General features: G+C 50.5%; 19 protein-coding genes and 1 pseudogene. 17 read left to right on the forward strand and 3 right to left on the reverse strand.

Annotation, left to right across the window (positions count from 1 at the left end; all coding sequences use genetic code 11):
* On the reverse strand, positions 1-230 hold a 230-nt coding region (locus BMZ71_RS15100), incomplete at its 3' end, for a hypothetical protein (RefSeq protein WP_425445172.1).
* 134 nt (positions 231-364) lie between these two features.
* On the opposite strand from BMZ71_RS15100, the gene BMZ71_RS09880 reads away from it, so the two are divergent.
* From BMZ71_RS09880 to BMZ71_RS09910, 7 genes are all read left to right on the forward strand, one after another.
* The gene (locus tag BMZ71_RS09880; protein ID WP_086990056.1) at positions 365-1,237 is read left to right on the forward strand and encodes a transporter substrate-binding domain-containing protein; all 873 of its coding nucleotides are present in this window, start codon (positions 365-367) and stop codon (positions 1,235-1,237) included.
* A 61-nt stretch (positions 1,238-1,298) separates the two neighbouring features.
* The gene (locus BMZ71_RS09885) at positions 1,299-2,009 is read left to right on the forward strand and encodes an amino acid ABC transporter permease (RefSeq protein ID WP_086990053.1); all 711 of its coding nucleotides are present in this window, start codon (positions 1,299-1,301) and stop codon (positions 2,007-2,009) included.
* Between the two features lie 24 nt (positions 2,010-2,033).
* Positions 2,034-2,819 (forward strand): amino acid ABC transporter permease, encoded by a 786-nt coding sequence (locus BMZ71_RS09890; protein WP_370684643.1) that lies wholly within the window; start codon positions 2,034-2,036, stop codon positions 2,817-2,819.
* The gene (locus BMZ71_RS09895; RefSeq protein WP_086990048.1) at positions 2,794-3,534 is read left to right on the forward strand and encodes an amino acid ABC transporter ATP-binding protein; all 741 of its coding nucleotides are present in this window, start codon (positions 2,794-2,796) and stop codon (positions 3,532-3,534) included. Before BMZ71_RS09890 ends, BMZ71_RS09895 begins: the two co-directional genes overlap by 26 nt.
* Positions 3,535-3,750: 216 nt before the next feature.
* Positions 3,751-5,418 carry a peptide ABC transporter substrate-binding protein gene (locus tag BMZ71_RS09900; protein WP_086990046.1) on the forward strand — a complete coding sequence of 556 codons (1,668 nt, stop codon included), beginning with the start codon at positions 3,751-3,753 and terminating at the stop codon, positions 5,416-5,418.
* Between the two features lie 130 nt (positions 5,419-5,548).
* Positions 5,549-6,814 carry a peptidase T gene (gene pepT, locus BMZ71_RS09905; RefSeq protein WP_086990043.1) on the forward strand — a complete coding sequence of 422 codons (1,266 nt, stop codon included), beginning with the start codon at positions 5,549-5,551 and terminating at the stop codon, positions 6,812-6,814.
* A gap of 63 nt (positions 6,815-6,877) precedes the next feature.
* Positions 6,878-7,834, forward strand: coding sequence for a hypothetical protein (locus BMZ71_RS09910; RefSeq protein ID WP_086990040.1), 957 nt, complete (start codon positions 6,878-6,880; stop codon positions 7,832-7,834).
* A gap of 98 nt (positions 7,835-7,932) precedes the next feature.
* On the opposite strand, the gene fghA is transcribed toward BMZ71_RS09910, so the two are convergent.
* Positions 7,933-8,763: an S-formylglutathione hydrolase gene (gene fghA, locus BMZ71_RS09915; RefSeq protein WP_086990037.1), complete on the reverse strand. Its 831-nt coding sequence runs from the start codon at positions 8,761-8,763 to the stop codon at positions 7,933-7,935.
* Positions 8,764-8,767: 4 nt separating this feature from the next.
* The gene (locus BMZ71_RS09920) at positions 8,768-9,883 is read right to left on the reverse strand and encodes an S-(hydroxymethyl)glutathione dehydrogenase/class III alcohol dehydrogenase (protein WP_068561550.1); all 1,116 of its coding nucleotides are present in this window, start codon (positions 9,881-9,883) and stop codon (positions 8,768-8,770) included.
* 123 nt (positions 9,884-10,006) lie between these two features.
* On the opposite strand from BMZ71_RS09920, the gene BMZ71_RS09925 reads away from it, so the two are divergent.
* The 10 genes and pseudogenes from BMZ71_RS09925 to araA all read left to right on the forward strand — a co-directional run bounded on the left by BMZ71_RS09925 (position 10,007) and on the right by araA (position 23,437).
* The gene (locus BMZ71_RS09925; RefSeq protein ID WP_083546523.1) at positions 10,007-10,345 is read left to right on the forward strand and encodes a winged helix-turn-helix transcriptional regulator; all 339 of its coding nucleotides are present in this window, start codon (positions 10,007-10,009) and stop codon (positions 10,343-10,345) included.
* Positions 10,346-10,727: 382 nt separating this feature from the next.
* Positions 10,728-13,400: a lipocalin-like domain-containing protein gene (locus BMZ71_RS09930; RefSeq protein ID WP_218142799.1), complete on the forward strand. Its 2,673-nt coding sequence runs from the start codon at positions 10,728-10,730 to the stop codon at positions 13,398-13,400.
* Between the two features lie 213 nt (positions 13,401-13,613).
* Entirely contained in the window at positions 13,614-14,198 is a 585-nt protein-coding gene (locus tag BMZ71_RS09935) for an NfeD family protein (protein ID WP_086990034.1), read from the forward strand.
* Complete coding sequence (locus BMZ71_RS09940) at positions 14,199-15,713, forward strand: flotillin family protein (protein ID WP_086990031.1); 1,515 nt, start codon at positions 14,199-14,201, stop codon at positions 15,711-15,713. It begins immediately after the preceding gene.
* A 385-nt stretch (positions 15,714-16,098) separates the two neighbouring features.
* A complete protein-coding gene (locus BMZ71_RS09945; protein ID WP_086990028.1) occupies positions 16,099-17,196 on the forward strand; it encodes a glycerol dehydrogenase in 1,098 nt (365 codons plus the stop codon).
* Positions 17,193-18,305, forward strand: coding sequence for an alanine dehydrogenase (ald, locus tag BMZ71_RS09950; protein WP_086990025.1), 1,113 nt, complete (start codon positions 17,193-17,195; stop codon positions 18,303-18,305). Before BMZ71_RS09945 ends, ald begins: the two co-directional genes overlap by 4 nt.
* A 131-nt stretch (positions 18,306-18,436) precedes the next feature.
* Positions 18,437-19,510: a GntR family transcriptional regulator gene (locus BMZ71_RS09955; protein ID WP_086990021.1), complete on the forward strand. Its 1,074-nt coding sequence runs from the start codon at positions 18,437-18,439 to the stop codon at positions 19,508-19,510.
* 164 nt (positions 19,511-19,674) lie between these two features.
* Positions 19,675-21,284: pseudogene (locus BMZ71_RS09960) on the forward strand (xylulokinase).
* Between the two features lie 16 nt (positions 21,285-21,300).
* A complete protein-coding gene (locus tag BMZ71_RS09965; protein WP_086990019.1) occupies positions 21,301-21,999 on the forward strand; it encodes an L-ribulose-5-phosphate 4-epimerase in 699 nt (232 codons plus the stop codon).
* Between the two features lie 13 nt (positions 22,000-22,012).
* Positions 22,013-23,437 carry an L-arabinose isomerase gene (gene araA, locus BMZ71_RS09970; protein ID WP_068561542.1) on the forward strand — a complete coding sequence of 475 codons (1,425 nt, stop codon included), beginning with the start codon at positions 22,013-22,015 and terminating at the stop codon, positions 23,435-23,437.
* The last annotated feature ends 106 nt before the right edge of the window (positions 23,438-23,543 follow it).

Below are 23,543 nucleotides of genomic sequence, written 5' to 3' on the forward strand. Positions count from 1 at the left end.
ACTTTTTCGATCAAGGGCAGTTCATCGATCTTTAGCTTCTGGTAATTTAAATTGTCCGGAGCAGTTAACTGAGGCATGCGGGAGTTTCGCGTCAACAGGAGTACTAACTTCATCAACGCAAGAATAATCATTCGTTGACGCTTGATAATATCAACTAAATAGGTTAATAATAGAGGTAGCAACTTGTCATCTTCCTTTCTTTTGGGGAAATAGTGCGGTGTAGTTACCATCACTATTAACCAAAAATTGGGGGGTGGCAAGTTGTTTTTGTCGTTAACCCCGTTAAATCAACGAAAAAATACAAAATTGAACGTCTGGCAGAGCTAAACTTTGACAGTACGAAACATACAGGAGGAGTAAATATATGAAGCGAAAAAGATTAGTGACGACAGTAAGTTTATTGGGGGCGGCATTTTTGGCTGGCTGCGGCCAGATCGGAGCGGAAACTTCAAGCGAAGCAACGAGCGGTTCTGCAGCTGAGGCGGTGGAAGTGACTACGGTGAAAGTCGCGCATACACAAAGTTCCGCACCGATGAATTATGTCGATGAGAACGGCGAATCGACCGGCTATGAAGTCAGCGTGCTGAAGGCCATCGACGAGTTATTGCCGCAGTATGAATTCGAATATGTGCCGACTTCCGACGAGGATCTGCTGATCGGGATCGAATCCGGCAAGTATGCTGTCGGAACGAAAGGCGCTTGGTACACCGAGGAGCGCGCACAGAAATTCATTTTCCCTGAACATTACATCGGCGCCAGCAGTATCGGCGTGCTGATCCGTTCGGAAGATGCGGCTGAAATCACGGACTTGGAAACATTCGCGGCTGCCGGCAAGAGCCTAGTGCCGATTTCGCCGAACAACGCCCAGTACAATGTGATCCAAGCATTCAATGAAGAGCACCCGGATACGCCGATCGAGTTGACTGCGGCAGACGTATTCGAAATCGCGGATGCCTACACCTGGTTGTTGGAAGGCCGCTATGACGGCTACTTCGCCGTCAAGACCGCTTATGAAGTGAACGTGCTGGCAGAAGGCGCACCGTACAGCCAATACAAGGATGATTTTTCCTACTTCGTCTATGAAGCGCTGCCGACATGGCCGTTGTTCAACAAGGACCAACAAGCGTTGGCCGACGCATACGACGAAGCCTTCCTGCAATTGCAAGAAGACGGAACAATCGATGATTTGATGATCGAATTTCTTGGCGAAAACACATTCCAATACGTGAAGGAATAAGATTCGCGCTGCTGCCGGAGAACGGAACACAACAGCTGAAGCTACAAAGGGAGGCAAAAAGATGAATCGTCCATTCGACATCACTTATATTTGGAAGGCAGTGCCGGACATTCTGTCCGGTCTTGGCGTGACGTTGCAATTTTTGATCGGAACGATCGTGATCGGAGGCATCCTGGGATTTTTGGCGACCTGGGCAAGACTCCGCGGTCCAAAATGGCTGCGGGCAATCGTCCATAGCTATATCTGGATCATCCGCTGCACGCCTTCGATCGTCATGATGTTCTTGGTCTTTTACGGCTTGCCGGAGGTGCTGTTGGGTGTCTTCGGCATCGACATCAATAGCTGGAACCGCCTCTACTTTGTCGTCATCGCCCTGTCGCTCCTGTTCTCCGCACCTTGCTCGGAAATCATGCGTTCGGCTTACTTGGCGGTCGCTAAAGTGCAACGTGAGGCTGCCCTCAGCATCGGCCTTACGGAAGCGCAAGCGTTCAGAAGAATCGTTTTGCCCCAAGCGCTCGTGAGTGCGTTGCCGAACCTCGGAAATTCGTTCATCCTGTTGATGAAGGAGGGAGCTTTGGCCTACACCATCGGCATCGTCGACATTATGGGCAAAGGCCAGCTGATCATCGCGCGCAATCTCGGCGGATATTCGATCGAGACCTACATCGCCTTGGCGGGCATCTATTGGCTATTGACGCTGGCGATCGAAAAAGCGTTCAAGTTGGCGGAAGACAAACTATCAGCAGGAAAACAACCGCTGCGCGCGGCCTAAGAGAAAGGAGCAAGACGCATGACCATTGATTTAGCCTATGTGCAGGAAATTCTGATCCTTGTGTTGAAGGGCATCCCGACAACACTGCGCTTGACCTTTATCCCCTTGCTGCTCGCGTTGCCGTTCGCTTTCCTGATCGCAGTGGCAAGACAGCGCAATCTCAAAGTACTGGCCCGTGTTTCCCAAGTTTATGTGTCCTTCATCAGAGGAACCCCTTTGATCGTTCAGATTCTGGTGATGTACAGCATCTTCCCGAGCCTGTTGAATGTGTTCGTGAAAAGCAGGGGAATCGATTTCGACGTTTTCGGCATCAATCCGATCTACTACGCCTATATCGTCTTTACGCTGAATACGATCGCAATCCTGTCCGAAGTCTTCCGTTCGGCCCTCGAAACGGTCGACAAACGTCAGCTGGAGGCGGCCCTTTCGATCGGCCTGCTGCCGATCCAGGCCTACCGTCGCATCGTGATTCCACAAGCATTGGTGGCGGCAACGCCGAACTTGTGCAACAGCACCGTCAATCTGCTGAAATCGACCTCGCTGGCCTTTCTGATGTCGGTCCAGGATATCACGGCCATCGCCAAGACGGAAGCGGCATTCGGCTACAATTATCTGGAGTCGTACCTTGTGATTTTCATTGTGTACATTGTGCTCTGTTCACTCGTTCAGGTGTTTTTCCAATTGTTGGAGCAGCGCTTATCCCGCTACAAACGCGGGCGTAACATTGCCGTAAAATCAGAAAACCAACCGGAGTATTTTGTAGATGCGCGAAAGGAGCGATACCATGCTGGAATTGAGGAATATTCATAAGAAATTCGGTGAACTGGAAGTCTTGAAAGGTGTGGACATCGCCGTTGAAAAGGGCGATATCGTCGTGATCCTGGGTCCAAGCGGTTCGGGTAAGACGACCTTGCTGCGCTGCATCAACTTCCTGGAGCGCGCCGACGAGGGTTCGCTGCATTTCGATGAGATTCAGACCGAATTTTCGAAAGCAAGCAAGAAGGACATCAATGCGGTGCGGAAAAAATCTGCATTCGTTTTCCAGAATTACGGCCTGTTCGACAACAAGACGGTATTGGATAACGTCACTGAAGGCCTGATCGTCGGACGCAAAGTTCCCAAAAAGGAAGCCATCGAAGCGGCTATCCGCGCCTTGGAAAAGGTCGGGCTGAGCGACCGCTTGGCCTACTATCCTTCGCAACTATCCGGAGGCCAACAGCAACGGGTGGGCATCGCCCGCGCCCTCGCGGTCAACCCGGACGTCATCCTGTTCGACGAGCCCACTTCGGCTTTGGATCCGGAACTTGTGGGCGAAGTGCTGCAAGTGATCCGCAAACTGGCGGAGGAAGGCACCACTATGGTCATTGTCACGCATGAAATGACCTTCGCCAAGGAAGTGGCCAACCGCGTCATCTTCATGGATCAGGGGGTCATTGTGGAGGAAGGCGCCCCTGAAGCTATTTTCGGCAATCCGAAAGAAGCCCGCACCAGAGGGTTCCTGCAGCGGATTTTGGCCCGCGCTTGATCTAACTGGCAGCTCCCTTATTTAGCTCGTCCTACCGTTCGCAACGGGGGCGAGCTTTTTGTGGTTATTGGAAGTATCGGCGTTGCCTATCACAGTTGTTCGGAAATCGGAATTATCCTAAAGCATCCTGTGATGGTAAGCTACTTGTACATACATATCAAAGAAATGAATTCCAATATAGGAATAAAAAGTTTGAAAATCGTCAGGAGGAACAGTATGTTAAAAGATAAATGGATCATCACATCAGCGCTAGCGATCAGTTTGGTGTTGACAGGCTGTTCGACCAGCGACGCCGCAAACACACAAAGCAGCGAAGGAACCGAGACTTCGTCAACAAATACCGCCGCGGAGCAAGTCATCACTATCACGAATACGGGGGAATTGGCTTCCTTGGACAACGCCATCTCAGCAGATAACTCCAGCTTGGTGGTGCTTGAGAACGCAAATGAAGGTCTTTATCGCGTCGGTGACGATGGCGCGTTTGAATTGGGTATCGCCGCCGAAGAGCCTGTCGTCAGCGAAGACGGACTGGAATATACTTTCAAGATCAGGGAAGATGCGAACTGGTCGAACGGTGATCCGGTGACCGCGCAGGATTTCGTCTATACCTACCAAAAAATCGTCGATCCGGCGACGGCTTCCCCGAACATCAATAAACTGTACCCGTTGAAGAACGCCGAAGCGATCAACAACGGGGAGTTGGACAAAGCGGAACTGGGAGTCGAAGCGGTCGATAAAAAGACCGTGAAGTTCACTTTGGGCAATCCGACCGCTTATTTCAAGGATTTGTTGGGGACGTCTTCCTACTTGCCGCAGAACCATCAAGTGGCGAGCGAGTTGGGCAGCGCCTACGGAACGAACAGTGAAAACACGGTGTACAATGGACCTTTCGTCGTGGAAGGTTGGGAAGGCACGGATCTGAACTGGTCGATGGTTCCAAACGAAGCTTATTGGGACGCGGAAAACGTCAAATTGGATCAGATCAACTGGGAAGTCAGCAAAGAAATCGCCACGAACATCAACTTGTTCGAATCCGGTGAAGTCCAGTTGACGCAGATCAGCAATCCTTACATTGAACAATATGCAGGATCCGACGCTTTGGTGACGGAACCGAAAGCTCTGTCCGGCTATGTCTGGTTTAACCAAGGCCGCACGAGCACAGCCAATGTCCATCTGCGGAAAGCTCTTTCTACTTCGTTCGACAAGGAAGCGTATGTGGATACCGTTTTGAATGACGGTTCCGTGCCTTCGAATGGTTTTGTGCCTTCCAATTACGCGTACAATCCTGAAACCGATGAAGATTTCCGCGAAGAGAGCGGCGATTTGGCAGTCTACGATCTGGAAACGGCACAGGCCGAGTGGGAAACCGCGAAGGAAGAGCTCGGAATCGAAACATTGTCGATCGAATTGCTGACTTCCGATACCGAAACTTCCAAGACGACTGCCGAATTTCTGCAATCACAATGGCAACAGAACTTGCCCGGTTTGACGATCACGATCCGCAATGTACCATTGAAGAGCCGGATGGAATCGACCACGAACGGTGATTACGACATCGCCTACGGAACGTATACCCCGAGTTACGCCGATCCGATTGCCTTTCTGGAGATGTATGAATCCACAAGCGGCCTGAACAGTTCGCGCTTTGCGGATGAAGGTTACGATGCCTTGTTGGACGACACCAGAAGCACGTATGCGAACGATGCGGAACAACGTTGGGAAACACTATTGGCGGCGGAAGAAACCTTGATTGCCGAGAACGCCGTGAATGCGCCGATCTATCAAGGCGCCAACGCCAACTTGGTCGATCCGTCCTTGAAGGATGTGCAGATCCAACCAGTGGGCGCAGCGATGTATTTCCGAACGGCTTACGTGGAAGAGTAAACGGACAATAGACTGAAAACAAGCACTTGAGAAAATATCCGCTTAACGGACTTGCCTTCAGAAGGCGACCGTTAGTCGGATATTTCCTTATATTGATATGAAAAGCGTCAAAGAAAGGCGGATGAGGTATATGTACGAAAATTTATTGGAAAGATTCATCGCATACGCAAAGGTCGACACGCGTTCGGATGACAGCAGCTACACGGTGCCGTCAACGCATAACCAGGTGACATTTGCCTTGGAGTTGGCAAAGGAACTGATCAGAATCGGTCTGGAGGAGGTCGAATATAATGAAACGAATGGCTTTCTGACCGCGACCCTGCCAAGCAATACGGCAGAAGCAGTGCCGGTCATCGGTTTCATTGCGCATCTGGACACGGCTGATTTCAACTCAGTCAATATCCATCCACAGGTCCATTGTGCTTATGATGGCGGCGATATCGTCTTGAACGAGGCTGAAAAAATCATCCTCTCGCCGAAGGAATTCCCGCGCTTGCGGAACTATATCGGGGAGACGGTCATCACTACGGACGGCACGACCCTGTTGGGCGCCGACGACAAAGCCGGCATTGCCTCGATCGTGACCGCCTGCGAGCAATTCATCGCGCATCCGGAACGGAAGCACGGGAAGATCCGTCTTGCTTTCGGACCCGATGAAGAACTTGGGGCTCGCGGGGCGAAACTGTTCGATGTGGACCGTTTCGCGGCCGACTTCGCCTACACGATCGATGGCGGACCGATCGGAAATCTGACTTACGACAATTTCAATGCAGCCCAAGCGGAACTCACCATCCGCGGCACGAGCGTCCATCCCGGTTCCGCAAAGGATACGATGGTCAACGCTTTGCTGGTCGCCAGTCAATTTGCGACGGCTTTGCCTCAAGAGGAGACTCCGGAACGCACCAGCGGCTACGAAGGCTACTACTTGCTGACTAGCCAGAGCGGGACCATCGATGAAGTCAAGCAGACCTACTACATCCGCGATCATGACCGGGAAAGCTTCGCTGCCCGCAAGCGTTTCTTCACCGAACAGGTGGCGGCGTTCAACTCCCAGTTTGTCGAACCGCGTATTTCCTTGACGTTGTTTGATCAATACTACAACATGCGCGATATCATCGAACAGCATCCGATTGTCATCGACTTGGCGGTGCAGGCGTATGAATCCTGCGGTATCACGCCGGTATTCAAGCCGATGCGCGGCGGGACGGACGGCTGCATCATCTCTCACAAAGGCTTGCCGACCCCGAACCTGTTCTCCGGAACCGAAAACGGCCACGGCAAATACGAATTCGTTACGCTGGAAACGATGGCGAAATCCGTCGACGTCATCATGGCGATCGTCGAACAGAGTGCCGTACTGAGTAAAACTTTTCAGCTGGAAGCATCTTCTCCTTAACGCAAGCCGTCAAAAATCGGGTATAATATACTTAGCAAACTGCAATTGGGGAGGATGTATTGCATGAAAGAAACGGAAAAAGTATTGAAACAGTTGAACAAATTCATTTTGAATCACGTCGAGGATTACGACTCTGTGGATGAAGCAGTTGAAGCATTCACGAAGCTTTCCAACGAGGCCAGTGCCAAGGGCGAAACGTTCGTAATCGGAGAAATGACAAACGAGGAAAAAGCGACTGAAGAGCTGGAGAAGCTGGAGTTCGCGGCTTCCGAACGCGAATACGCAGCGATTTTGGAGCGTGCCTTGAAGTTGGATCCGGATAATTTGGAAGCCCGGCTATTTAAACTGGATCCTGAATCACTCGAATTCATTCATGAACTCAAGAAACTGGAGACACTCGGAAAGGCAGTGATGCAAAAGCGCGGTCTGGATGATGAGGAGTCCATCGGAAACTATTGGGGAATCGTCGAAACCAGGACATACTTGCGCATCAAGGCGCTGTATGCGGATGAATTGCAGAAACGCCGGATGTTGACGGCTTCCGTGAGGGAGTATGAAGATATTTTGCGGTTGAACGAAGCTGACAATATGGGGATCCGCTACATTCTGATGGGTATCTACTGTCAGTTGGAACAAATGGAAAAAGCCAAAGAGCTTTACCAGCGCTTCCCTGAAGCATCCGCTCAGATGCTGTTGCCGCTGATTCTGCTTTCATTGAAATACGATGACGAGTTGAGCGCGAAACGCTATTACAAAGATCTACAGAAAGAAAACAAAAGCTGCAAAAAAGTTTTTGGCCGGCGGGAGTTTGATCTGGAGAGCATGGTGGAAGCAATCGATGCTGTTGATTATCTTGCGGACAGCGAAGAAGAACTCTACATCGCGATTTCCAATGTAATGACCGACTTTGCGGTCGTGCCGGATATGTACTATTTCAACTGGCTGAAGAAAAATCTAATCAAACCGCCTTCATCTAAACCGTCTAAGCCATCTAAGAAATGGATCCAGAAGAAAAAATAGTTGCCTGGGTGTTTGACAAAAGCTCGGTAAAAAAGCCGATAAGGAAACGGAATATCCGTGACCTTATCGGCTTTTTGTGTGCTTATGGTTGCTGCTTTCTACTTCAAACAGTCTTTATGGAATTGCAGATGGTCTTCGATGAAGGTAGCGATCGTAAAGTAACTGTGATCGTAACCGTCCATTTTTTCGTAGCGCACTTTCTTGCCTTCAGCGGCTTGCAGGAAGGCTTCCTCGTTCAGTTGGACATCATAAAAATTGTCAGCTGTCCCTTGCGAAATAAGGATGGGCGGAGCTGCAGGGCTTTCCGCGATCAAGCTGGTCGCGTCCCACTCCGCCCAATTTGTTTCATCAGTCCCCAGGTAGGCGGTGAAGGCTTTTTGGCCCCAGGGAACCTGTGACGGATTCAGGATCGGTGCAAATGCCGAAATGGAGCGGAAGCGTTCCGGATTCTTCAAGCCGATGACCAACGCGCCGTGGCCACCCATCGAGTGTCCCATGATGCTCTCTTTTCCTGAAAAATTTGGAATCAGAGCATAGACAAGTTGAGGCAATTCTTCCGTCAAATAAGCATACATCCGATAGTTTTTTGCCCACGGTTCCTGGGTGGCATTCAGATAGAAACCGGCGCCTTGGCCTAAGTCCCAACCTTCATCATCCGCCACAGCCGTTCCGCGTGGGGAGGTGTCGGGCATGACGACCGCCATGTGGTGCTGGTTTGCGTATTTTTGGAAGGCGCCTTTTTGGCTGAAGTTGTCGTCGGTGCACGTCAAGCCTGAAAGCCACCAGATTAAATCTGTCGGCTTATTGTCCGTTTGTTGGGGCAGGAATAGACTGAAAACCATATCGCAATCCAGTGTTTCAGAATAGTGGCGGTATTTTCTTTGTTCGCCCTCGAACGCTTTATGCGTTTCGATCAGAGTTGTTGTCATGTCCTTATTCTCCATAGGTCAAAATCGTGCGGATCGACTCGCCTTTGTGCAACAGGTCGAAGGCTTCATTGATGTCGGTGAAATTCAGGTGATGCGTGATGAAGCTGTCCAAGTCGATTTCGCCGTTCATGAAATCCTCAACCATTCCGGGCAGTTCCGTGCGGCCTTTGACACCGCCGAATGCAGAACCTCTCCAGACGCGTCCTGTCACCAATTGGAACGGACGGGTATGGATCTCTTTGCCGGCTCCCGCGACACCGATGATGATGCTTTCGCCCCAGCCTTTGTGGCAAGCTTCCAAAGCGGCTTTCATGACTTCGACATTTCCGATGCATTCAAAACTGTAATCCACGCCGCCGTTGGTCATTTCGATCAGGACTTCCTGGATCGGACGATCATGTTCGCTTGGGTTGACGAAATCAGTGGCGCCCATTTTTTTGGCCAGTTCCCATTTGTCGGGATTCATATCAATAGCGATGATGCGCTTGGCTTTGGCTTTTTTCAAACCTTGGATAACAGCCAGTCCGATTGCTCCAAGTCCGAAGACTGCAGTCACTGCGCCTTCTTCGACTTTTGCCGTGTTTTCGACAGCCCCGAGGCCGGTCGTCACGCCGCAACCGAACAAAGCAACTTTATCCAATGGCGCCTCTTTATCGATGTTGACTAGGTTGATTTCATTCACAACGGTGTATTCACTGAAAGTGCTTGTCCCCATATAGTGATAAATCGGCTCTCCGTTGTAAGAGAAACGGGTCGTTCCATCCGGCATCAAGCCCTTGCCTTGGGTTTCGCGGACGGCTGAACACAGATTTGTTTTGCCGGACAGACAGAATTCGCATTCCCCACATTCCGGCGTGTAAAGAGGAATGACATGGTCCCCGGGCTTCACGGAAGTGACTTCATCACCCACGGCAACGACCACACCGGCACCCTCATGGCCCAACACGGCAGGGAAAACACCTTCCGGATCTTCACCCGACAAAGTGAACGCATCGGTATGACAGACGGAAGTGTAAAGAATCTTCACCAATACTTCTTTGGCTTTTGGCTCTGCCACATCTATTTCCACGATTTCCAACGGTTTGCCTGGTCCAAAAGCGACAGCTGCTCTGCTTTTCATAATTTAATTTCCTTCTTTCTAAAAAATGGTATTTCGTTCTGTTAAAGAATACTATATAATGACTGTTGTGTGAATACTGACATAATTGTCACTATGATTAATTTTATGAAAAGAGGCTGCCTGATGATCCAATACCAAGAGAAAGAATTTTACAACACTAAAGATTTAGCGTTATCTGTTGTGGGGGGGAGATGGAAAATTGCCATCATCTGGTCCTTGCTGCACAACGGAACGCTGCGGCTGAGCGAGTTCAACAAGATCCTTCCTGACATCAACCAACGGATGCTGATCCGTCAGCTGCGGGAACTGGAGCGCGACCTGATCATCGCCAGGACGGTCTATCCTGTTGTTCCCCCAAAAGTCGAGTACCACCTGACCGACATCGGCAAGGAATTGGCACCGGTCGTCCAATCCATTTGCGACTGGGGAGACCAATATCTGAAAGTAATAACGGAGGAATAGTCTGTGATTGAGTCGTTAGCCGGAAGAGTATAAGGCTGCAAGAATACTAAAAACCCGCCAAACCCTTTTGGCGGGTTTTTAGTATCGAAAGGTGAGTGGAGTACCCCGCCAAAAACCAGTTGGCCGCTTATCTCGGCGAATATGACGCAAAATAAACGACCAAAAGCCCGTTGGCGGGTTATTTCAGCCAAAACGAAAGAAAAATAACCCGCCACCCTGCTCAAAATAAAAAAGTAACCTCCGACCACCATAATAGTTGTACGAACAAATTAAATATGATATCTTAATTTGTAAGTACATCTATTTTGTGCGGAATCAAATGTTAGCGGTTGCAATTATAAAGGAGGTGTTTTTTATCATTACCAGGTCAAGAATATCCAAGTTGTTGCTTTGCGGTATGGCCATCAGCATGGCTGCAATGGTCCAGTCCAAGTCACAGGTGCACGCGGCAGAATCAGATGAGCCCATCACTTTCTCGAATGCATCGGTCCACGATCCTTCCATCATCCAAGATCAGAAATCCGGGATGTATTACGTATTCGGTTCGCATATCGCAGCCGCGAAATCGCCGGATCTGATCAATTGGCAGAATTTCACCAACGGCTACACCAGTACGGACAACACGATTTACGGTGACCTGAGCGGAAACCTTTCCGAATCCTTCGCTTGGGCCGGGGAAGATGATGCTGACAGCAAAGGCGGCTATGCGGTCTGGGCGCCGGATGTCATCTGGAACAAGCAGTACAGAAATGCGGACGGCAGCAAAGGCGCCTACATGCTGTACTACAGCGTTTCATCTACTTACATTCGTTCGGCTATCGGCTTGGCTGTGTCCAAGAATATCGAAGGACCCTACACATATGTCGATACGATCATCTATTCCGGATTCACGGAGGAAGAAACGTATGATGCGAACAGTGACGTCAACAAGCAATGGGAGAGCACAAATATCGATGAGCTGATCGAAGAGGGCGTACTGGAAGAGCCTAATCCAGAGTGGTTCACGGAAAACGGTGTCTACAACAATGCGGAATACACGAACGCCATCGATGCCAATGTCCTGTACGACAAGCAAGGGAAACTGTGGATGACGTATGGTTCGTGGTCGGGCGGGACCTTCATTCTTGAATTGGATAAAAAGACGGGCATTCCGCTTTACCCGGGCGAAGACGGCGTGACTAAGGACGGCCGAATGATCGACCGTTATTTCGGAACCAAGATCGCCGCCGGGTATGGGCGTTCTTCTGAAGGGACTTATGCCGTCTACGACAAAAAAGCAGGCTATTATTATCTTTATTTGACATATGGTGGATTGGCGTCTGACGGCGGCTACCAGATGCGACAATTCCGTTCGAAGTCGATCACAGGACCTTACGTGGATGCAGCAGGAAGCGAAGCCGTCTATCCCGAAACCTTCGACAAAGGTGTAGGCAATTTCCCCGGGGTCAATGACCATCAGGATATCGGCAACAAACTGATCGGGAACTTCCTGTTCACCCGCGAATTGGGTGAGGACGGAACCGGGGACGGCGTCGGCTATCTGTCGGCGGGACACAATTCCTATTACATCGATGCCAAAGCCGATAAGGAATTTCTCGTATTCCATACCCGTTTCCCGAACAAAGGCGAGACGCATGAAGTGCGTGTCCATCAGACGTTCAAGAACAGCAACGACTGGCCGGTTCCGACACCCTATCGCTATGCCGGCGAGACGATAACGGAAGTGACCCAAGAAGAGGTCACCGGCACTTACAAATTCGTCAACCACGGCAACCAGATCACCGGCCAATTGACGGAATCCACACTGATTCAGTTGCAGGCTGACGGTACGGTTGCGGGGGCACAGGCAGGCACATGGCGGCTGTATGATGATTATCGGGTTGAGCTGAAACTGGCTGACGGCACTTATGACGGGGTGTTCATCAACCAATGGGATCCGACGACAGAAGCGTGGGTCATGACCTTCAGCGGCATGTCCGAGAGCGGACAGGTCATCTGGGGAAGTCAAACGAGTACGACAACGGACGCGCAGCAGATGGAGAAAATCAAAGCGGAACTTTCTGCGTCCATGCCGGAATCCGTCGTGAAGAACATCGAGTTGCCGACTACCGCTGCGGGCGGAACCACTATCCAATGGACTTCCTCCGATCCTGCAGTCATTTCGGAAACAGGCGTCGTCACACGTCCCGAAGCGGACCAACCGGCAGCGATCGTGACGTTGACGGCACTTATCCAAAACGAGCTGCAATCGGAGCAACTCAGCTTCGAAATCCAAGTCGAACCGAAGGAAGCCGGCAAGCTTTCGGCTTATTATTCCTTTGATGAGACCTATCAGAATGCGGCAGGCGATCAAACCGATGCGCAAGTGACCGGGGACCGGATCAACAACACAGGCGGAGCTGTGCCGTTCGTTGAGGGTATCAAAGGGCAGGCTGCTTCGTTCGACGGTAAATCCGGACTGTCGCTTGGAAAGGGCTTGATCACCCAGAATGCCTATACCGTAGCTTTTTGGATCAATCCAGCTGAGTTGAATCAGTTCACGACGGCCTTCTTCGGGGCTGCCACTGAGCAAAGTTGGATCAGCCTGACGCCTGTAGGTCCAGCCAACCAGACGATGCTCTGGTCTGGTCAGCAATGGTATGATGCGCCGATCGGTTCCACCATCCCGGCTGATACGTGGAGCCACGTGGCCTTTACCGTTTCGGATGGAAAGGTTGCCGTCTATACCAATGGCGAGGAATGGTTCGCGGGTGAGGCGTTCCCGAACATCTTTGAAGGTTCAGCTGCATCATTCGGCTTGGCCGTCAACTACTGGGATCAGCCGTTCAAAGGTCTGATCGATGAATTGTACATCCAGGACGGCATCGTCCTCCCGGCGGATGAAATCAAAGCGCTGTACGATGAAGGGGCCGCAGTTAATCCTGATGCGCTCGTCGCCGAAACATCCGTCAGCCAATCGACTTTATTGTACGGCGGACTTGCTATCGGAGTTATGGCCATCGCTAATGTTTCGGGGATTTACTTCAACAAGTCAGGTAAGAAAACAGAAGAGTAGTTCATCCGAATGGGGAAGCCATGTTTTCCTTGAACGGAAATGTAAAGAGGCCGGATCGCTGTATCGGGGCCTCTTTTGTTGATTGCCGACAAGGCCGGATTTGAATAGCCCGGAAGGGTTCTGGCTTTACTTCAGACTCCATTTGTTCGATAATGAATATGAATGCGGCTCATTTTTGTTACAAAAAATTTATCGAAAGGAGGATGACGAAATATGATTACACTTTTCCGAACGATTGAGCCGTTGGAATTGCTGTTCATCATTGGTGTGGCCGGCACTGTCTTGACATTCCCGCTCAATGATATTTTGTCTGTGGGCTTCTACGATATCACTGATTTTTTTCTGGGCATTTTGACGGCGAGTCTGCTCGTCAATGCGCTGCAAAAATCGGATAGTTGGTCAAATGCCTCGTTCGCAGTGGCTTTTCTGGTTGTTTCAGCTTTCATCATCGCCTTCAAGATTTTCTTTGTCCTGCCCTTATTGAAGCGCGCGGAAAACAGCACCATCACCAGCTCAAAAGATTTGGAAGGCAAAGAAGCGACGGTGACCGTGCCGATCGGGCAGAAAACGATCGGTGAAATCATCGTATCGACCGGATTCGGTAAAATGAACAGAATGGCGCTCATCTATGCCTGTTCCGACACCGCGGATATTCTGAACATCGCCAGCGGAGAAACGGTACTGATCATTGAAGTCCGGGATAACATCGCCTATGTCACGCCCTACAGAAATGCTATCCACAGCCCTGTGGATAAAACGACTGAATGGAATCAAAAAAAATATAAAGGTGGAAAATAAATGACGAATTTTTTGGATCAGTTTATGGGTATCGGTATTTTAGTGGTTTTATTGGTGGTTGCTTTGATCATTTTCATCGGGCGCTACAAAACGGCTTCGCCGGATAAGGCGCTGATCGTCAGCGGGAGTTTTCTTGGCAGCAAGAATACGCACATCGACAAAGCGACCGGCAACACGATGAAAGTGGTGCGCGGCGGTGGTACTTTTGTCATCCCGGTATTTCAGACAGCCAAGGAGCTATCGCTCTTGTCGAGCAAATTGGAAGTCAGTACGCCGGCTGTCTACACGGAGGAAGGGGTTCCTGTCTCAGCTGACGGAACAGTTATCATTAAGGTCGGTTCCACAGTGGAAGAAATAGCCACAGCAGCCGAACAGTATTTAAGCAAGCCGACAGAGGATCTGGAGAATGAAGCCCGCGAGGTTTTGGAAGGCCATCTGCGCTCTATTCTGGGTTCCATGACGGTCGAAGAAATCTACAAGAACCGCGATAAGTTTTCGCAAGAAGTCCAGGCAGTCGCCAGTGTTGATTTGGCTAAGATGGGCTTGGTCATCGTCTCTTTCACCGTGAAGGAAGTGACGGATGAAAATGGTTATCTGGATGCTCTGGGACAACCGCGGATCGCCCAGGTCAAACGGGATGCGCATATCGCTCAGGCTGAAGCCGATAAAGAGACGCGCATCAAGCGTGCCCAAGCGGAGCAAGAATCGAAGGAAGCCGAAATTTTGAGAGAGACCCAGATTGCGGAATCGAATAAACAGAAGGAATTGAAGCTGGCGGCATTCCGTCAAGAGCAGGACGTAGCCAAAGCAAAAGCCGATAATGCTTATGCGCTGGAAAAAGCGCAGCTGGACATCTTGTTGAAAGAAAAAGAAATGAACGTTGACATAACGGAACGTGTGAAACAAATCGAACTGGAAGAGAAAGAAATCATCCGGAGAGAAAAACAATATGACGCAGAAGTGCGTAAGAAAGCTGATGCAGAGCGGTATGCCATCGAAACCAAAGCGGCTGCCGACAAACAAAAAGCAATCTGGGAATCCGAAGCAAGGGCCAAAGAGAAGGAACTGAACGGTTTGGCGGAATCTGCCAGCATCCTTGCGATCGGGGAAGCCGAAGCGAAAGCGAAGGAAGCTTTAGCGAACGCGTTGAAACAATACGGGGAAGCAGCCATCTTGACGATGCTGATCGAAAAATATCCGGATATCGTGCGTGCTGCTGCGGAACCGATCTCCAATATCGACAGAATCACGGTAATCGATGGCGGCAACGGCAGTCAAGGGGCTGCAAAAGTGGCCAACTATGCCAGTCAAGTCCTCACTGCTACCCAGGAAGGCCTCAAAGAAACGACCGGGATGGATGTGACTGCTTTGATCGAGTCTTTCATCGGAAATAAAAATATCGGCAGCAAACTGGGCGCGCTCAATGACACCTTGTCTGCAGACATTTCAGCTGATAAGGAGATCAGTCCAGCGGCAGCCGGCAAAGAACCGGAATCGGGAGTAGCAGTTTCTTAAAAGTAGGCATACAGCCAAGGCTTAACAGTCAGAATATTCACAAGAAAAGCTGAACGGGTTCGTTCAGCCCTGAAAGAAATTTAGGAAATCTGTCCGACTGAGCATCGAAGAGCGCAATAGGACAGATTTATCTAATTTCCGAAGGGCTAACTCGTGAAGCTGGACATCATTTTAGATGCATGAAACATTTTCCAAACTTGTGAAACACGTACGGTGATGCACTACTGAGTTGAAAAAAATTTATAAATTCCTATATGTTAAAATCAGAATCCTTCGGAAGCCCAAAAGCTCCGAAGGATTTTTTTTTTGACCAGAAAAAACGGGGCGTAATTGTGGTAAAATCATTATATGATAATTAAATCACAATTGGAAAAGGGGCGCGCATATGGCTTATCGTGTTTTTCGGTCGCCTAGCCGGTATATTCAAGGAGTAGGCGCTATAGACATATTAGGGAAGGAAACGGCTGTCTACGGGAAAAGGGCATTCCTGCTTACGGACGATTTCGTTTGGGGCTTGCTCCAGGAAAAAGTGGAACGGGCGCTGGAGGGTTTTCCTTACCATTATGAAGCCTTCACTGGCGAAGCCTCGCTTGATGAAATGGTCCGTTTGGCTGACGCGGTCGCCGATGTCACTGCGGATGTGGTCATCGGTCTCGGCGGCGGCAAAATCATCGATGTCGCGAAAGGCATCGCAGCGGCTTGCGATTTGCCGGTCGTGATTGTCCCGACCACCGTTTCCACGGATGCACCGACCAGCGCCATCTCTGTTCTCTATACCGAGGACGGGTTGTTCGATCATTACCGGTTCTATGCGAAGAACCCTGATTTGGTGCTCGTGGATACGCAGATCGTTATTCAAGCGCCGATTCGATTCTTCGCAAGCGGTATGGCGGATGCCTTGGCTACCTGCGCAGAGGCGTTGGCAACAAAGATCTCCGGGGAGAATGCTTTGGCCGGCGGTTTGCCAACGATTGCCGGCACCGCTATTGCGGAAGCGTGCGAAGAAACCTTATTCCGTGAAGGACTCAGCGCATTCGCTGCTGTCCAAAAAGGCTTGGTGACGCCGGCTGTCGAGGCGATCGTCGAGGCGAACACGCTGCTGTCGGGACTGGGTTTTGAAAATGGTGGCTTGGCCGCCGCCCATGCCATCCACAACGGATTCACGGCCATCAAAGGCGAGGTCCATCGCTTGACGCATGGGGAAATAGTCGGCTTTTGCCTGTTGGTCCAACTCATACTTGAAGAGCGCCCGCAAGAAGAATTCAAAAGGTATAGCCGTTTCCTGGCCGCAATCGGGATGCCGACGACTTTGGCCGAGATGCATCTGACCGGAGCCACGCGTGAAGAGCTCCTTGAAATCGGAAAGCTTGCAGTGGCGCCGAGCAACACCATGAAAAATCTAAACAAAAACATAACGGCTGAGCAAGTCGTCGCCGCCATTTTGGCAGTGGATACATTCATCGGAAAGGAAGAAAAAGAATGATCATTGGAGTACCGAAGGAAATCAAAAATAACGAAAATCGCGTGGGAGTAGTGCCGGCAGGTGTGCAGATGCTGGTCCAGAACGGCCACCAGGTAATGGTCCAATCCGGATGCGGTGTCGGATCGGGATTCGAAGACGGACAATACGAAAAGGCGGGAGCGAAAGTGTTGGCAGACGCAGGCCAAGTCTGGGCCGCGGAAATGGTCATCAAGGTGAAGGAACCATTGGAATCGGAGTACAAATACTTCCGCGAAGACCTGATTCTGTTCACATACTTGCATTTGGCTGCCGCACCTGAGTTGACGGAGGCGATGCTGCAAGGGGGCCTGACCGCAATCGGCTACGAAACGATGGTCGGCAAGAAAGGGGACTTGCCGTTGCTGACGCCGATGAGTGTCATAGCGGGCCGTCTTTCCGTCCAGATCGGTGCGCAGTTCCTGGAAAAACCATACGGCGGTAAAGGTATTCTGTTGAGCGGCGTTCCGGGTGTTGCGAATGGGAAAGTCGTCATCATCGGTGGCGGTGTGGCCGGACGCAATGCTCTGCAGATTGCGTTGGGTTTAGGTGCCCATTGCACGATCCTGGACGTCAGACCGGAAATATTGACGGAAATCGAAAATTTGTACGGAAACGCGGTCATTACGTTGCTGTCGAACGAGTGGAACATTGCCCATGCCATCAAGGATGCTGATGTCGTCATCGGGGCTGTCCTGATCCCAGGCCGGAAAGCGCCTACGTTAGTGACCGAAGAAATGGTGAAAAGCATGCAGCCGGGTTCCGTGATCGTCGACATCGCCGTGGATCAAGGCGGTATTTTCGAAACCGAAGATCGCACGACCACCCACGACAATCCAGTCTATGAAAAATACGGCGTCCTGCATTATGCGGTGCCGAACATGCCTGGTGCCGTCGCACGCACTGCCACGATTGCGTTGACAAATGTGACCTTGCCTTATGCTTTGGAGATGGCTGATCAGGGAGCAGTCCAAGCGGCAAGAAACAATCCGACCATCCTGACCGGATTCAACGTGCACAACGGCAAGTTGACGAATAAAGATGTCGCCGAATCGGTCGGTGCAGTCTACACCCCAATCGAAACTTTGTTGTGAAAGTTACCGGAATCCCTGCTATATCAAGCAGGGATTCCGTTTTTTGCATAGTATCCATCAATGGGCACTTGTATTTTTCTGCACAGTTTACTATACTATTTGTACGGACATATATAGAGGGAGAACATACGATGAAAACAAAATACCAGGTGATTGCCGATGAGATACGCTCAAAAATACTTTCGAACGAATTCGTGGTAGGTAAAGTCATTCCGCCCGAACTGCAATTACAGAAGGACTATGGAGTCAGCCGCCATACCGTCCGGGAAGCGATCGCCTTGTTGGTGAATGAAGGCTTTTTGCGCAAGGAGAAAGGTTCCGGGACTTACGTCGACGATACGTATCAGAGACGTGGTGACGGAGTATCTTCGAGCAAAACGATCGGCGTTATCACGACGTATCTGTCGGATTATATTTTCCCGTCGATCATCCGCGGCATCGAGCAGAGGCTGCGGGAAAATGGCTACTCCTTGCTGTTGGCGAGCACGAACAACGATGTCGAACAGGAGCGGGAGTGTCTGGAACAGATGCTCAGCCAAGGCGTCTCGGGGCTGATCGTGGAACCGACAAAAAGTAACCAATACAATCCAAATTTGGCTTATTATCTATCCTTCAAGGAACGCGGCATACCGGTCGTCATGATCAATGCCAACTATGAGGAACTGTCGGTCCCGTTCATTTGCGTCAATGACACGAAAGCGGGCTATCTCGCTACGAAACATCTGTTCGAGCAAGGCCATCGGCATTTGGCGCTGATCACGAAAATCGATGACCTGCAAGGGAAGTACCGCATGAAAGGCTTCATCAAAGCCCACGAAGAGATGCGTACAAATTTCGATCCGAAAAATGTCTACACGTACACAACAGAGACGAAGGCGCAAGTTTTCCAAACGATTCGGGAGAAACTGGCGAGCGATCAGGAAGTCACCGGAATCGTCTGCTACAACGATGAAGTGGCGCAGGGCTTGATCCAAGCGCTTGCTGACATGGGCAAACGGGTTCCGGAAGATTATTCAGTGGTCGGCAACGACGATTCGTTCCTGAGCACGGCAGGCAGCGTCAAGCTGACGACGCTTTCCCATCCGAAAGAAGAATTGGGAGCGGCAGCTGCTGAATGGATCATGCTGGCCGTACAGCAAGAAGTGACAGGCAACAAAATATTCGAGCCGGAGCTGATCATCCGCGATTCGGTCAAACGGATCTGATAACTGAAGAATGAAGCTGTCCCAAAAACCGGGATGGCTTCTTTTTTGTGTTCGGACAAATATTCAAATTACTCCTTTACATGTACGGACATATAGAATATAATGAATCCAAGAAGAACGGACAGCATCCGCAAAAGGGTGTACCGCAAAAAGGAGGAAATATTTTGACTGAGAAGTTACAAGCGATAGTCACTGATATCGAATCGCGGCAGACGAGCATCGGAATCGAATTCGGCTCCACCCGCATCAAGGCGGTGCTGATTGACTCCCGCTTCGCTCCGATCGCATCCGGCAGTTACGAATGGGAAAACCAATTGGTGGAAGGCATTTGGACGTATTCATTGGACCAGATTTGGAAGGCCTTCAGACAAGTTATGCAGAACTGACGCGCGAGGTTAAAGAGAAATACGGCGTGACCTTGACCGCAGTCGGATCGATCGGTTTCAGCGCGATGATGCACGGCTACATGGCGTTCAATCAGGAAAATGAGTTATTGGTGCCGTTCCGGACTTGGCGCAACGCCACTACGGCTGATGCCGAAAAGGAATTGACCGCACTGTTCAAATACAATATCCCGCAACGCTGGAGCATTGCTCACCTGTATCAAGCGGTTTTGAATAAGGAAGAACATACAAATGAAGTCGCTTTCTTTACGACTTTGGCAGGCTACATCCATTGGCAACTGACAGGCAAGAAAGTTTTGGGAATCGGCGACGCATCCGGGATGTTCCCGATCGATGTCGAGAAGAAAAATTACGACGAACGGATGATTGGTCAGTTCGATGCATTGGTCGCAGAAAAAGGCGCGACTTGGAAATTGGCGGATCTGCTGCCGGAAGTACTGTTGGCAGGGGACGCAGCCGGGAATCTGACGGAAGTGGGGGCCAAACTACTTGATCCGACAGGCACACTCGAAGCGGGCATCCCGTTATGTGCGCCGGAAGGGGACGCCGGGACCGGCATGGTCGCCACGAACAGCGTGGCGGAGCGCACCGGAAATGTATCCGCAGGGACTTCGGCATTTGCGATGATCGTATTGGAGCAGGACTTGAACGAAGTGCATCCGGAAATCGATCTCGTGACGACACCGGCAGGCAGCCTGGTCGCAATGGTCCATACCAATAACTGTTCATCCGACATCAACGCCTGGGTCAAGCTTTTCCGGGAATTCAGCGAGGCAGCCGGTTTCGCGATTGATACGGACAAATTGTTCGCCACTTTATTCAACAAAGCGCTTGAAGGCGATACCGATTGCGGCGGATTGCTCTCGTACGGCTATTACTCGGGCGAGAACATCACCCATTTGGCGGAAGGACGGCCGTTGTTTGTCCGCACACCGGAAAGCAACTTCAACTTGGCCAACTTCATGCGCGTGCACCTCTTCACCGCTTTCGGTGCAATGAAGATCGGCATGAACATCCTGAAGCAGGAAAATGTCGCAATCGACAAAATCGTCGGCCACGGCGGCATCTTCAAAACCCCTGAGGTCGGCCAGAAAGTGTTGGCTGCCGTCATGGACGCACCGGTCACCGTCATGGAGACGGCCGGAGAAGGCGGGGCATGGGGCATCGCATTGTTGGCTGCCTACGCTGACCGCAAGGAAACGTCAGAGACTTTGGATGCATTTTTGGACAAGAAAGTATTCGGTGCCGATGAAGGCATCACGATCGCTCCTGATGCGCGCGACGTTGAAGGTTTCGGAACTTTCATCGAACGTTACCAAAAAGGGTTGGCGATCGAACAGGCTGCAGTCGAGCATTTGAGTTTGAGATAGAAGGGAAGGAAACATCTTGCTGGAACAATTAAAAGAAGAAGTTTTTCAAGCCAATCTGGAATTACCGGAACGGGGACTGATCAAATATACGTGGGGAAACGTCAGTGCGGTTGACCGCGAAAAAGGCTTGTTCGTCATCAAGCCCAGCGGCGTCGGCTATGACGACATGAAAGCGAGCGATATGGTTGTCTGCGACTTTGACGGCAACGTCATCGAAGGGGATCTGAATCCGTCATCCGACATGCCGACGCATGCCGTCCTGTACAAAGAATTCCCGGAAATCGGTGCAGTTGTGCACACGCATTCGACTTGGGCAACGATTTGGGCGCAAGCTGGATTGGATGTGCCGGCCATGGGCACGACACACGCGGATACCTTTTACGGCACGGTCCCCTGCGCCCGTTTCTTGACGCAAGCGGAAATCGACAGGGGTTACGAGGAAGAGACGGGGAATGCCATCGTGGAAACGTTCCGCGAACGCGGCATCAAACCGATGGAAGTTCCTGGCGTGTTGCTACATGGGCATGGACCCTTCACTTGGGCCAAAGACGCCAAAGGGGCAGTATTGAATGCGGTCGTATTGGATGAAGTCTGCAAAACCAATCTGTTCGCCCGTCAATTGAACGTCTTCGCGGAAGAACTGCCGCAACGCATTCTGGATAAACATTATTTGCGAAAACACGGAGAAAACGCCTATTACGGGCAAAAAAAATAGGGGAGCTGAAAATATGTTAGAAGTAGGAAAAAAAGAATTTTGGTTCGTAGTCGGTTCACAACATTTATATGGTGAAGAAGCTTTACAAACAGTTAAAAACAATGCGGCTGTTATCGTGGAAAGCCTGAACAACAGCGGCAAACTGCCTTATCCGCTTGTGCTGCAGGAATTGGCGGTAACGCCCGATACGATCACGAAGATCATGAAAGAAGTGAATTACCGTGATGAAGTGGCAGGTGTGATCACTTGGATGCATACCTTCTCGCCAGCCAAAATGTGGATCCGCGGAACGAAACTGTTGCAAAAACCGTTATTGCATCTGGCAACTCAATTTAACGAAAGCATTCCATGGGCAACAATTGATATGGATTTCATGAACTTGAACCAAGCGGCACATGGCGACCGCGAGTACGGCTTCATCAATGCGCGCCTGAAAAAGAACAACAAAGTCGTTGTCGGCTATTGGGAACGTGAAAATGTCCAAACCCAAATCGCGGAATGGATGGACGTGGCGGTAGCCTACAATGAAAGCTTCTCCATCAAAGTGGCGCGTTTCGGCGATAACATGCGTAACGTTGCCGTGACCGAAGGCGACAAAGTGGAAGCACAAATCCAATTCGGCTGGACAGTCGATTACTACGGCATCCGTGATCTAGTGGACTATGTCGATGCGGTCGCAGACGAAGAAGTCGATGCTTTGTTCAATGAATACAAAGATTTGTATGATTTCGACTACGGCGATTATGAGCAAGGCAAATGGGAAGCGCACGTCAAAGTGCAGGCGCGTCAAGAAATCGGCATCCGTCGTTTCTTGGAAGCGGGCGGCTATACTGCCTTTACCTCAAACTTTGAAGATCTGCATGGCCTGCAACAATTACCAGGTCTCGCAGTACAACGTTTGATGGCAGAAGGCTACGGATTCGCAGGCGAAGGCGACTGGAAAACAGCAGCAATCGACCGCTTGATGAAGATCATGTCCCACAACATCGACACCGGCTTCATGGAAGACTACACGTATGAAATGGCTGAAGGCAGAGAAGCGATTCTGCAATCGCATATGTTGGAAGTCGATCCAGGACTGGCAGTCAACAAACCGAAAATTCTGATCGCACCATTATCGATGGGGAATCGTGAAGAGCCTGCCCGCCTTGTATTCGACGGCAAAGCAGGGGACGGCGTTGTCGTTTCGATGGCTGACTTCGGAACGCACTACAAGTTATTGGTGAATGAAGTTCTTGCCTTTGAACCGACTGAGGCAGCTCCGAACCTTCCTGTCGCACGCGTCCTTTGGGAAGTGAAACCGAATTTCCATGACGGCATCCGCGCTTGGATCGAAGCTGGCGGCGGTCACCACACTGTTGTTTCATTGAGTTTGAGCACAGATCAGATCCTGGCTTGGGCAAAACTGGTCGGCCTTGAAGTGGCCTTAATCAAATAGTTTTTTTCGATCGGTTTGACAGAAAATCGTCAAACCGATTTTTTGGAGGGCATTTGTGAAAGTGTTCGCAAACGTTTTCAATAATATAATGAAAAGGAGCAACAAA

The organism is Trichococcus flocculiformis (assembly GCF_900113645.1).
In the GTDB taxonomy this organism is placed as follows: Bacteria; Bacillota; Bacilli; order Lactobacillales; family Aerococcaceae; genus Trichococcus; species Trichococcus flocculiformis.

What these genes read in the sequence shown, in the direction of transcription:
- BMZ71_RS09880 (WP_086990056.1), top strand. Translation starts at nt 365, where the DNA reads ATGAAGCGAAAAAGATTAGTGACGACAGTAAGTTTATTGGGGGCGGCA.
- BMZ71_RS09885 (WP_086990053.1), top strand. Translation starts at nt 1,299, where the DNA reads ATGAATCGTCCATTCGACATCACTTATATTTGGAAGGCAGTGCCGGAC.
- BMZ71_RS09895 (WP_086990048.1), top strand. Translation starts at nt 2,794, where the DNA reads ATGCTGGAATTGAGGAATATTCATAAGAAATTCGGTGAACTGGAAGTC.
- BMZ71_RS09900 (WP_086990046.1), top strand. Translation starts at nt 3,751, where the DNA reads ATGTTAAAAGATAAATGGATCATCACATCAGCGCTAGCGATCAGTTTG.
- pepT (WP_086990043.1), top strand. Translation starts at nt 5,549, where the DNA reads ATGTACGAAAATTTATTGGAAAGATTCATCGCATACGCAAAGGTCGAC.
- BMZ71_RS09910 (WP_086990040.1), top strand. Translation starts at nt 6,878, where the DNA reads ATGAAAGAAACGGAAAAAGTATTGAAACAGTTGAACAAATTCATTTTG.
- fghA (WP_086990037.1), bottom strand. Translation starts at nt 8,763, where the DNA reads ATGACAACAACTCTGATCGAAACGCATAAAGCGTTCGAGGGCGAACAA.
- BMZ71_RS09920 (WP_068561550.1), bottom strand. Translation starts at nt 9,883, where the DNA reads ATGAAAAGCAGAGCAGCTGTCGCTTTTGGACCAGGCAAACCGTTGGAA.
- BMZ71_RS09925 (WP_083546523.1), top strand. Translation starts at nt 10,007, where the DNA reads ATGATCCAATACCAAGAGAAAGAATTTTACAACACTAAAGATTTAGCG.
- BMZ71_RS09935 (WP_086990034.1), top strand. Translation starts at nt 13,614, where the DNA reads ATGATTACACTTTTCCGAACGATTGAGCCGTTGGAATTGCTGTTCATC.
- BMZ71_RS09940 (WP_086990031.1), top strand. Translation starts at nt 14,199, where the DNA reads ATGACGAATTTTTTGGATCAGTTTATGGGTATCGGTATTTTAGTGGTT.
- BMZ71_RS09945 (WP_086990028.1), top strand. Translation starts at nt 16,099, where the DNA reads ATGGCTTATCGTGTTTTTCGGTCGCCTAGCCGGTATATTCAAGGAGTA.
- ald (WP_086990025.1), top strand. Translation starts at nt 17,193, where the DNA reads ATGATCATTGGAGTACCGAAGGAAATCAAAAATAACGAAAATCGCGTG.
- BMZ71_RS09955 (WP_086990021.1), top strand. Translation starts at nt 18,437, where the DNA reads ATGAAAACAAAATACCAGGTGATTGCCGATGAGATACGCTCAAAAATA.
- araA (WP_068561542.1), top strand. Translation starts at nt 22,013, where the DNA reads ATGTTAGAAGTAGGAAAAAAAGAATTTTGGTTCGTAGTCGGTTCACAA.